At 68.9% G+C, this 10297-nt stretch carries 9 protein-coding genes; 6 read left to right on the top strand and 3 right to left on the bottom strand.

The window, feature by feature from the left end:
* Positions 1-341: 341 nt before the first annotated feature.
* The 5 genes from E1267_RS40025 (at position 342) to E1267_RS40045 (ending at position 4661) form a co-directional block, all read left to right on the top strand.
* Positions 342-1622, top strand: coding sequence for a glycosyltransferase family 4 protein (locus E1267_RS40025; protein ID WP_132340929.1), 1281 nt, complete (start codon positions 342-344; stop codon positions 1620-1622).
* A gap of 175 nt (positions 1623-1797) precedes the next feature.
* Positions 1798-2781 (top strand): TerC family protein, encoded by a 984-nt coding sequence (locus E1267_RS40030; protein ID WP_132340931.1) that lies wholly within the window; start codon positions 1798-1800, stop codon positions 2779-2781.
* A gap of 108 nt (positions 2782-2889) precedes the next feature.
* Positions 2890-3537, top strand: a complete 648-nt coding sequence (locus E1267_RS40035) for a phosphatidylserine decarboxylase (RefSeq protein WP_132340933.1) — start codon at positions 2890-2892, stop codon at positions 3535-3537.
* Complete coding sequence (pssA, locus tag E1267_RS40040; protein WP_132340935.1) at positions 3524-4348, top strand: CDP-diacylglycerol--serine O-phosphatidyltransferase; 825 nt, start codon at positions 3524-3526, stop codon at positions 4346-4348. The genes E1267_RS40035 and pssA overlap by 14 nt, the downstream gene beginning before the upstream one ends.
* 37 nt (positions 4349-4385) lie before the next feature.
* Positions 4386-4661, top strand: a complete 276-nt coding sequence (locus E1267_RS40045) for a hypothetical protein (RefSeq protein WP_132340937.1) — start codon at positions 4386-4388, stop codon at positions 4659-4661.
* Between the two features lie 46 nt (positions 4662-4707).
* On the opposite strand, the gene E1267_RS40050 is transcribed toward E1267_RS40045, so the two are convergent.
* Positions 4708-5364: an MBL fold metallo-hydrolase gene (locus E1267_RS40050; protein WP_132340939.1), complete on the bottom strand. Its 657-nt coding sequence runs from the start codon at positions 5362-5364 to the stop codon at positions 4708-4710.
* On the bottom strand, positions 5361-6155 hold the full coding sequence (locus tag E1267_RS40055; RefSeq protein ID WP_132340941.1) for a maleylpyruvate isomerase family mycothiol-dependent enzyme: 795 nt from the start codon (positions 6153-6155) through the stop codon (positions 5361-5363). Before E1267_RS40055 ends, E1267_RS40050 begins: the two co-directional genes overlap by 4 nt.
* A 229-nt stretch (positions 6156-6384) precedes the next feature.
* On the opposite strand from E1267_RS40055, the gene uvrA reads away from it, so the two are divergent.
* Positions 6385-9225: an excinuclease ABC subunit UvrA gene (gene uvrA / locus E1267_RS40060; RefSeq protein ID WP_132340943.1), complete on the top strand. Its 2841-nt coding sequence runs from the start codon at positions 6385-6387 to the stop codon at positions 9223-9225.
* Positions 9226-9559: 334 nt separating this feature from the next.
* Here uvrA and E1267_RS45070 read toward each other — a convergent pair whose 3' ends face one another.
* The gene (locus tag E1267_RS45070) at positions 9560-9724 is read right to left on the bottom strand and encodes a hypothetical protein (protein ID WP_165960072.1); all 165 of its coding nucleotides are present in this window, start codon (positions 9722-9724) and stop codon (positions 9560-9562) included.
* Between the last annotated feature and the right edge of the window lie 573 nt (positions 9725-10297).

The raw sequence follows: 10297 nt of genomic DNA on the forward strand, positions 1-10297 counted from the left end.
GGCTGGGCTGGGGCGGCGGCTGGGCGAGTCTGGGGGGCACCGTGGTGGCGGCGGCCGTCGCGCTGGCCGTGGGCGTCGCCGTGGTGACCCTGGTGGACCGGCCGGACACCGCGGCCGTCGCCGTCCTGCTGCGGCGCACACGCGGGTGATCGGCGGGGGCATGGTGTGATGAGGGCCTGTGGGGGACGTCGTCCCTGCATGCGGGGGACTGGGCATGACGGCCCCGACGCGGTGTGCGGGGGCCTGATGCCGTGGTCCTGCCACTGGTGTGGCGACAGGGTCGCGGGCTCGGTGTCCCGCTCCTGGAACTTTCCGGCGGCTTGAGGCGAAAGGAGAACGTTGTGCGGGTGGCGTTCGTGCTGGGCACCACGTCGGGAGGCACCGGGCGATATGTGCACATGCTGGTGGAGGGGCTGGCGCGTCGGGGCCACCAGGTGCTCGTGCTGGGGCCGCGCAGCGTGGAGGAGTGGTTCTCGTACACGGAGGCCGGTGCGCGTTTCGTGGAGGTCGCCATCGCCGATCGACCGCATCCCGTCAACGACCTGCGCGCGGTGCTGGCCGTCAGGCGGCTGACGCGCGACGCGGACGTGGTGCACGCCCACGGGCTGCGGGCCGGGGCGCTCTCCGCCCTGGCCAGGCCTGGCGCACTGGTCAGGCGAGGCACTCGCCCGGCGGCAGTGACGGATCCCGGCCACCTGGGGACCGGAGGGCAGGCGGAAGCCGGTGGACGTGGGCCGAGCGCGCCCGGGCTGGTGGTGACGCTGCACAACGCGCTGACCGCGGGTGGGTTCGTCGGTGTCGTCTACGGGGTGCTGGAGCGGCTCGTCGCCAGGGGCGCCGGGCGTGTGCTCGTGGTGTCGCCCGACCTCGGTGCGCGGATGACGCGGCTTGGTGCGAGGGACGTACGGGCCGCGGTGGTGCCCGCGCCCGTGCCGCGACCGGCCAAGCGCACACCCCAGGAGGTCAGGGACGAACTCGACGTCGGCGAGCGGCCCATCCTGCTGACCGTGGCCAGACTCGCCCAGCAGAAGGGCCTCGAGACGCTGCTCGACGTCGCGGCCGGCCCGTGGGAGGAGGGGCGTGCGCCCGGGACCGGGCGCGGATCCGGCCTTGGAGGAGACTCCCGGCCTGAGGTCGTGTCCGGGGCCGGGACCGGCGGCTCGGCGGGCGGCGCCGGGGGAGCGCCGCTGTTCGTGGTCGCGGGGGACGGGCCACTGCGCGAGCGGTTGCAGCGCAGGATCGACGACGAACGTCTTCCCGTGAAGCTGCTGGGGCACCGGGACGACGTGCCGGACCTGTTGCACGCCGCCGTCGCCCTGGTGATGCCGAGCCGCTGGGAGGGGCAGCCGCTGACCCTGCGGGAGGCGTTGATGACCGGAACACCGGCGATCGCGTCGAAGGTAGGTGGGATTCCAGAAATCCTGGGCCAGGCCGGGTTCCTGGTCCCCTATGGGGACGTGGAGGGGCTGCGGAGAGCTGTACGGGCGCTGCTCGCGGAAGGGGGAACTGCGCGGACGCTGGCCGCGGAGGCCGAGCGGCGGGGTCGGGAGATGCCCGGCGATGACGACGCCGTGCGGCACGTGCTGGCCGTCTACGGCGGGGATGGGCCAACCGGCGATTAGGTGGGCTCAGGGCGCTCTCGTATACTGCGTGGGTTAGGGAGGGGAGTATCCCTTCGCGACAGCCTCGTCATCACGGTGCAGCCCCGATCCATGGGGCCCCCGGGGCTGCCGGTCCGCAGGTCGACGCGGGCGGGAGAGACCTCCGGCAATGATTGCTGTGTGCCGGAGGGTTGACTTGAGCGTACCCGTGTGGGCCTGGATCGCCGTGATCGGCGGTCTTCTTGTTGTATTGGCCATTGACCTGTGGATCGTCGACCGCGGCGAAGCCCGCGAGTTCTCCATGCGGCAGGCCGGTTATTGGGTGACATTCTATGTCGCGCTGGCCGCCGCGTTCGGTGTCGTGCTGTGGACGACGTACGGCGGTGCCAAGGCGGGCGAGTTCTTCGCCGGCTACATCACCGAATACAGCTTGAGCGTCGACAATCTTTTCGTCTTCTTCATCATCATGGGCAGGTTCGCCGTCCCGCGGGCCTACCAGCACAAGGTGCTGCTCGTCGGCATCCTGCTCGCGCTCGTCATGCGCGGCATCTTCATCGCGCTCGGCGCCGCCGCGCTGCAGCGTTTCAGCTGGCTCTTCTATGTTTTCGGCGCCTTCCTCGTCTACACCGCGGTCAACCTCGTGCGCGACCACCTGCGGGGCAAGGAGGAGGAGGTCAAAGAGAACGTCCTGCTCCGGTGGGTGCGCCGGACGTTCCCCACCACCGAGGGGTACGTCGGCTCGAAGGTCACCGTCAAGATCGACGGCAGGCGCATGGTGACGCCGATGCTCATCGTGATGGTCGCGATCGGGAGCACCGACCTGTTGTTCGCGCTCGACTCGATCCCCGCCATCTTCGGGCTCACCAAGGATCCGTTCATCGTCTTCACGGCCAACGCGTTCGCGCTGATGGGGCTGCGTCAGCTGTACTTCCTCCTGGGCGGGCTTCTGCAGCGGCTCGTCTACATCAGTTATGGTTTGGCGTTCATCCTCGGGTTCATCGGGGTTAAGCTGGTTATGGAGGCCTTGCATGCCAGCCATGTCTCCTGGGCGCCCGAAATTCCTATCTGGGTGTCGCTCTCGATCATCGGCGCCACTATGGTCATCACCACCGTGGCGAGCCTGGTCAAGGCCCGCATAGACACGCGCAGTGGCGAGGCGGCTCATTCAGAGCAGGTCTAGCTGTTGGGCTTCGTGGCGCTTTGCTTGCGTAGTTGCGCTGTGTCATAGTTGCTATTTTTGTAACATCACAGCAAAGCGCCCAGTCCAGTCCACCACCAAAGGTTGTACGTGTCCGATTCTGCCAAGCCGAGCCGCGCAAACCCTGTCAGGCTCGCACGCGGGGTCTCCCCGTGGCTTTTCCCCACGGCGGCCGCTGCGGCCGCCACCGCGCTGTTGACGCGCAGGGACCGGCGATGGGCGTGCGCGGCGGTGCCGCTGGGCGCGCTCACCGGTGGCATGCTCTGGTTCTTCCGCGACCCCGACCGTACGCCGGGACAGGGCCGTGTCCTGTCACCCGCCGACGGCGTGGTGCAGAGCATCGACCCGTGGCCGGACGGCCGCACCCGGGTCGCGATCTTCATGAGCCCGCTGAACGTACACGTCAATCGGGCCCCCCTTGCGGGAAATGTCGCATCCGTGCAGCATGTGCCAGGTGGGTTCCTGCCGGCGTTCAACAAGGACAGCGATCAGAACGAGCGCGTGGTGTGGCATTTCGAGACCGCGCTGGGCGACATCGAGATGGTGCAGATCGCGGGCGCGGTGGCGCGCAGGATCGTGCCGTACCTGAGCGCGGGCGCGAAGGTCACGCCGGGCGAGCGGATCGGGCTCATCAGGTTCGGTTCGCGAGTCGACATCTACCTTCCCGAAGGGATCGCTCCCGCGGTGTCCGTGGGGGAGAAGACAGTGGCGGGGGTGACCAGAATTGACCGCGGCTGACGCCGGTAGTTGGCAGGCGGATGAGGAAGAGCCTCGTGGCCCCGTCGGCAAGGCGTTCCGCCTGTCCGCCGCCGACTCCCTTTCGCTGGGCAACGCGGTCTGCGGGTTCATGGCCGTGTGTGTCCTGGCGTACTCCGCGATCATGCAACTGCAGATGGCCGGCGGCCCGTTCGTCCCCGATCCGAGCTATTTCGCCACCGCCATCGTGCTGCTGCTCATCGGGGCCACATGTGACCTGTTCGACGGCCTCGTCGCGCGGCGGTTCCGCGCCTCGGCGATGGGCGCCGAGCTCGACAACCTGGCCGATGTGATCAGCTTCGGGTTCGCGCCCGCGTTCATGGTCGTGATCTGGGGCGGGTTCACCAATCAGGTGCCGTTCACCGCGGTGCTGGTCGCGGCGGCGTCCGTGCTGGTCGCGGGGGTCGTGCGGTTGGCCAGGTTCGCCTGCGTCAAGACCAAGAGCGGCGACTTCATGGGCCTGCCCATCCCGATGGGCGCCATGACGGTGATCTCGATCGTGCTGCTGTTCCAGCCGAGCGTCTATTCGCTGCTCGGTGTGCTCGGCGTGGCGTGGCTGATGGTCAGCCGGATCGAATATCCCAAGCCGAAGGGCCAGCTCGCGGCGGTCGTGCTCGGATGGATCATGGTAAACGTGGCCTTCCTCACGTTCTGGGTGGCCTGGCCCGAAGGCGGCGACCTGCCGATCAAGATCGGTGCGAGCATGCAGATCGCGCTGGTGGCGGCGATCCCGCTCCGGATGCTCTTCTACAAGCGCGAACTCCGTAAAGAAGCCGAGCGCATCGGCAACTGAGGCGATTTCCCGCCCGTCTTTCGCTTTGATGGATATCATGCCGGCTCAGCCACGCGAGCACACGCGCACCTACTTCCTCGGCAAGCTGGCCGAGGAACTGGAGCAGCGCGGGCTCACCGTCACCCTGCGGTCGCACCCGCCGGCGTTGCGGATCAGCGATCCCGACACGGTGCTGCTGGCCGAGACCGTCGACTGCGTTCCCCTCTCGGAGGGCTGGTTCTACCGGTGGTCGTGGGGCGAGCTCGTCGGCCTGACCGACGATCCCGCCCTCGCGGCCGAGCGCATCGTGCACGTCCTCGCCGCCCGGCAGTGACCCCGTGGCAGTGACCCCGTGGCAGTGACCCCGTCCGTCGGCACGGCTACCAGCCGCGGGCCTTCCACTCGGGCAGCGCGGGGCGCTCGGCCCTGAGCGTCGTGTCCTTGCCGTGGCCCGGGTAGACCCACGTCTCGTCGGGGAGCCGGTCGAACACGCGCTCCACCACGTCGTTGTAGAGCTGGGTGAAACGCTCGGGGTCCTGCCAGGTGTTGCCGACGCCGCCGGGGAACAGGGAATCGCCCGTGAAGAGGTGATGGCCCGCCTCGCCGCCGTCGTAGAGCAGCGCGATCGACCCCGGCGTGTGACCCCGCAGGTGGATGACCTCCAGGCTGACCGCGCCGACGGCGATCGTGTCGCCGTGCTCGACAGTGCGGTCGACCGGCACGGGCAGCGCGGGCGCGTCGAGCGGATGGGCGACCGCCTGAGCCCCCGTCACCTTGATCACCTGCTCCAGCGCCTGCCAGTGGTCGGGGTGCTGGTGCGTGGTGACGACCGCGCGGATCGGCTGGTCGGCGATCAGCGCGAGCAGGCGGTCGGAGTCGGCGGCCGCGTCGATGAGCAGACCCTCACCCGTTTCCGTGCAGCGCAGCAGATAGGCGTTGTTGTCATAAGGGCCGACGGCGAGCTTGGAGATCGTGAGCGCGGGCAGCTCTCGCACGTCGGCGGGGCCGCCGACCTGGACGTCACCTGTGTAGGTCATGGGTAGTCCTCCGGAGGTGTCGCGGGCAGATCAGCGGGGGCCGTCGCCGACAGCCACGGTGGTGGCGCCGGAAGCGTCGCCGGTGACGGTGTCGGCAACCGCCCCATCGGCACCAGCGTAACGCCCTCGCCACGCGACCTTCCTGTGAGCCAGCACAACATGGCCGCAGGGGCTCCTTCGACGGCGGGGCCGGAGCCGAGCCGGGGCCAACGGGCGACGATCCCGCCGTCCGGATTCGTGAGGACGACTTCGCCCACCGTGCCGCCGTCGCGGGGCAGGCACGCCCGGCAGTCGTGGAGCTCGCGGGTGACGAACTGCTCCGGCCAGTCCGCGGGACCGTACCCGGCGTCGAGGTCCACGTGGTGGAACCCGATCTCGCGCATGCGGCGTACCAGGAGGTACCAGGCGGGGTGGGGAGGCGGGCGCATGCCCTCCACCTGCGCGGACCAGCACTCGGCGGGCATGTCACGGATCGCGGCGGCCACGCGGGCCGAGCCCTCCTCGATGTCGGCCAGGTGGCGGGCGGCCGGGTGGGCGGCCGCTGCCTCGATGGCCGCGGCCCTTGCCTGCAAAGAGGTGTACTGCGGGGTGCGTACGCCGGTCCTGGCCCAGGTCAGGAGGTTGAGGTGAGAAGCGGCGTTCTGGGCGACGTGGGCGAGTACGTGGCCTCTGGTCCAGCCGGGTAGAAGCGAGGGGGCGGCCAGATCGGCCTCGCTGAGCGAGGCGGCCGTGGCCAGCAACCGGTCGGTCTCGGCGGAGAGTTCGGCCTGGAGCGCGGGTAGAACCACCATGTCTGGATATTTCATCATTCTTGAGTGTCTCCACCAGATCGGGGATGAAAGCTGCAGGTCAGGAAGTTGACGGGTGAAGGGCCCCTGCGAGGTGGGAGATGGCCGTAACCTGTGAAGGAAGCGTTTCGGGGGCCGGTCACTCGTACGTGAGTGCGCGCCGCCGAAATTGTCGGAGCCCCCGTCTACCATCCCCCGTGGACCTATCCGCCTTTCGACCTCCGGGATCATCGTGGCAGACCGCCTGATCGTGCGTGGTGCACGAGAACACAACCTCAAGGACGTCTCGCTCGACCTGCCGCGAGACTCGCTGATCGTCTTCACGGGCCTGTCCGGGTCCGGGAAGTCGAGTCTGGCCTTTGACACCATCTTCGCCGAAGGCCAGCGGCGCTATGTCGAGTCGTTGTCGGCGTACGCCCGCCAGTTCCTCGGTCAGATGGACAAGCCCGACGTCGACTTCATCGAGGGCCTGTCGCCGGCGGTGTCGATCGACCAGAAGGCGACCAGCAAGAACCCCCGCTCGACGGTCGGCACGATCACCGAGGTCTACGACTACCTGCGGCTGCTGTGGGCGCGCATCGGCAAGCCGCACTGCCCGGTGTGCGCCCGCCCGATCGCCAGGCAGACCCCGCAGCAGATCGTCGACCGCGTGATGGACCTCGACGAGGGCACCCGCTTCCAGGTGCTCGCCCCGGTCATCAGGGGCCGCAAGGGTGAATACGCCGAGTTGTTCCGCGAGTTGCAGACCAAGGGTTTCGCCAGGGCCAGGGTCGACGGCACCGTGGTGCGCCTGGAGGAGCCGCCGACGCTGAAGAAGTACGAGAAGCATGACATCGAGGTCATCGTCGACCGCCTCTCGGTCAAGGAGACGGCCCGGCGCAGGCTGACCGACTCGGTCGAGACGGCGTTGCAGTTGTCCGGCGGCACGATCACGCTCGAGTTCGTCGATCTGCCCGAGGCCGACCCCAACCGTGAGCGCTTCTACTCCGAGCACCTCTACTGCCCCTATGACGACCTGTCGTTCGAGGAGCTGGAGCCGCGCTCGTTCTCGTTCAACTCACCGTTCGGGGCCTGCCCCGAGTGCACAGGCCTGGGCACCAAGATGGAGGTCGACCCCGACCTGGTGGTGCCCGATCCCGAGCGCACGCTGCGCGAGGGCGCGCTGCACCCGTGGTCCGGCGGCCACACCAGCGAATACTTCAGCAGGCTGGTCGAGGCGCTCGGCCACACGGTCGGGTTCACCCTCGACACGACGTGGGAGAAGCTGCCGAAGAAGGCGCAGAAATCGCTGCTGTACGGCCATGACGAGCAGGTGCACGTCCGCTACAGCAACCGCTACGGCAGGCAGCGCTCCTACTACACGACCTACGACGGCGTCATCCCCTGGGTGCAGCGCAGGCACGCCGAGGCGGAGAGCGACGCGACGCGCGAGCGCTTCGAAGGCTACATGCGGGAGATCCCGTGCCCCGCCTGCAAGGGGGCCAGGCTCAAGCCGGTCACCCTCGCCGTGACGGTCGCGGGCAGGTCGATCGCCGAGGTGGCGGCCATGTCGATCGGCGAGTGCGCGAAGTTCCTCGCCGCGCTCAAGCTGTCCGACCGCGACATGCAGATCGCCGAGCGCGTGGTCAAGGAGATCAATGCGCGCATGGGCTTCCTGCTCGACGTCGGCCTCGACTACCTCACCATGAACCGCGCCGCCGCGACCCTCGCGGGCGGCGAGGCCCAGCGCATCAGGCTGGCCACGCAGATCGGCTCCGGCCTGGTCGGCGTCCTCTACGTGCTCGACGAGCCGTCCATCGGCCTGCACCAGCGTGACAACATGCGCCTGCTCGACACGCTGGTCAGGCTGCGCGACATGGGCAACACGCTGATCGTCGTCGAGCACGACGAGGACACGATAGCGGCGGCCGACTGGGTCGTCGACATCGGGCCGGGCGCCGGCGAGCACGGTGGCCAGGTGGTCGTCTCCGGCACGGTGCAGGACCTGCTCACCAGTGAGGAGTCGCTCACCGGGCAATACCTGTCGGGCCGTAGGAGCATCCCGATCCCGGCCAAGCGCCGAAAGCGCGACAAGAAGCGGCAGATCACCGTCAAGGGTGCACGCGAGCACAACCTGCAGGGCGTCGACATCGAGTTCCCGCTGGGCGTGTTCACGGCGGTGACCGGCGTGTCCGGCTCAGGCAAGTCGACGCTGGTCAACGACATCCTCTACAACGCACTGGCCAAGGAGCTCAACGGCGCCCGCACGGTGCCGGGGCGGCACTCGCGCATCAACGGTATGGACCAGGTCGACAAGGTCGTCCACGTCGACCAGTCGCCCATCGGGCGCACGCCGCGCTCCAACCCCGCCACCTACACCGGCGTGTTCGACCACGTGCGCAAGTTGTTCGCTGCCACGTCCGAGGCCAAGGTGCGCGGCTACCAGCCGGGGCGCTTCAGCTTCAACGTCAAGGGCGGCCGCTGCGAGGCGTGCTCGGGCGACGGCACCATCAAGATCGAGATGAACTTCCTGCCCGACGTCTACGTCCCCTGCGAGGTCTGCCACGGAGCCCGCTACAACCGGGAGACGCTGGAGGTCCACTACAAGGGCAAGACGATCGCCGAGGTGCTCGACATGCCGATCGAGGAGGCCCTCGGCTTCTTCGACGCGATCCCCGCGATCAAACGCCACCTGCAGACGCTCAACGATGTGGGTCTGGGCTACGTACGCCTGGGGCAGCCGGCCACCACCCTGTCCGGCGGCGAGGCGCAACGGGTCAAGCTCGCCTCCGAGCTGCAGCGCAGGCAGACCGGCCGGACCATCTACGTGCTCGACGAGCCGACCACCGGCCTGCACTTCGAGGACATCCGGCGGCTGCTCGGCGTGCTCGGTCGGCTGGTCGACGGCGGCAACACGGTGATCGTCATCGAGCACAACCTCGACGTCATCAAGACCGCCGACTGGATCATCGACATGGGGCCGGAGGGCGGGTCGCGCGGCGGCACGCTCGTCGCCAGCGGCACGCCGGAGGAGGTCGCGCTGGTGGACGAGAGCCACACAGGGCGGTTCCTGCGCAAGATCCTGGAGTTCTGACCTCCGTACGAGCCGCGCGTCCCCATCGCCGGGCGGCGACAGGGCGCGTGGCTACCACGGGGAGTGGTGGATGCCGCGTTCCCAGGGCGGGCAGTGCGTCGGCGGTTCGTCGGCTTGGTGATGGTTTCGTAGTTCACGGGCCGTGTTTGTGACGCACGTTGGCGATATGTGGATCGCGGCGTGCGAGTGATGGGCTGTGGACGATGGACCGGTGGTAGTCGCGGCCCGGCGCGGCCTCGCCGCCGCCTCGCCGCCGCCGAACGTCGTCTCGGACCGCGGCGTGAACAGGGTGACCATCGCCACGCCATGGAGGCGGTCGTGATGATGGAGACGGTCAGGGTGAAGCCGCGCACCGTCCACCTGCGGTGATCGACGAATATGCGTTGCCTGGCCATCCGTCGTCCGGCGAACGTGCCTCCAACCAGAGCAGCACCGGCAGCACGTTGCTGACCATGGTCACCGGACCCCACGGGGTGGCCACCGCGATCACCAAGTCCATGGCCCCGCCGGGAAGACGACCGCCGAAGACGTACACGTGGCCGACCCAGCGGCGCGCTCACGGATGCGCACGGAACCGGCGCCAGACCTGCAGGCAGCACGTGCATCGCCACGGAGCCGAACACGACGTGTGACGACAGGACCATGAGATGCGGCGGGAAGGAGACCGGGGCGGGAACGCGTGACCGGCCTGTGGCCCAGCGACGGTACGGCGGACGGGAGAACGCCAGGAACGCCGCCACCAGCGGCGCTACCCAAGGGACGTAGCCACCAGCGGGGTTCGGCGGCCGCAGCGGGGGCTGTGTCACGGAAAGAGTCATGGCAGTAGGTTCGGCACCGCCGCGGACCGCGTGCCTGCCACCCGCTGCCCGGACCGAGGGGGTGGGCTCATAAAGTTGATTATCGACAGCGGCCTGACCTGCAGGGGGTCAGTGGCGACGCGAAGGGTCGGCAGCACAATGACGGTTACGGAGTCAGGCGGAGCCATGCCCGAAAACGGTCACGAGCCGGAGCCCGGGCACCGGTGTGCGCCGGCGGCCGGGCGGACGCAGGAGGCGGCGGCGGGGCGTGGGCG

It is taken from the genome of Nonomuraea longispora, from assembly GCF_004348345.1.
Lineage (GTDB): Bacteria > Actinomycetota > Actinomycetes > Streptosporangiales > Streptosporangiaceae > Nonomuraea > Nonomuraea longispora.